The following is a 218-nucleotide window of genomic DNA, read 5'->3' as shown; positions in this document are numbered from 1 at the left end:
TCAACCGTGATCGAACCTTCTTTCGCACCGGCGGCGATGGTGACGACCTGGTTGTTGCTCAGGGTCACCTTCATTTCGGTGCCGGCCGGATTGGTCAGCGACACGGTGTAGACGATCTTGCCGCCTTCAGTCACTTCGCCGGTTGCGCTGACGCTCAGGCCAGTCGAATCCTGGGTGCCAGGACCATCGGTGACAGTCGTGGACGGCTTACCAACAGC

Annotated in this window: 1 protein-coding gene; it reads right to left on the bottom strand. The window is 60.6% G+C overall.

Going from position 1 to position 218, the window contains the following annotated elements:
* Positions 1–218 (bottom strand): immunoglobulin-like domain-containing protein (locus CYD26_RS25195; RefSeq protein ID WP_158240150.1); only part of this gene is annotated, 218 nt, incomplete at both ends.

The sequence above is a fragment of the Pseudomonas sp. FFUP_PS_473 genome (genome assembly GCF_002858665.1).
In the GTDB taxonomy this organism is placed as follows: Bacteria; Pseudomonadota; Gammaproteobacteria; order Pseudomonadales; family Pseudomonadaceae; genus Aquipseudomonas; species Aquipseudomonas defluvii.
The sequence above is the reverse complement of the archived record's forward strand: the minus strand, read 5'-3'. Positions and strand labels throughout refer to the sequence as shown.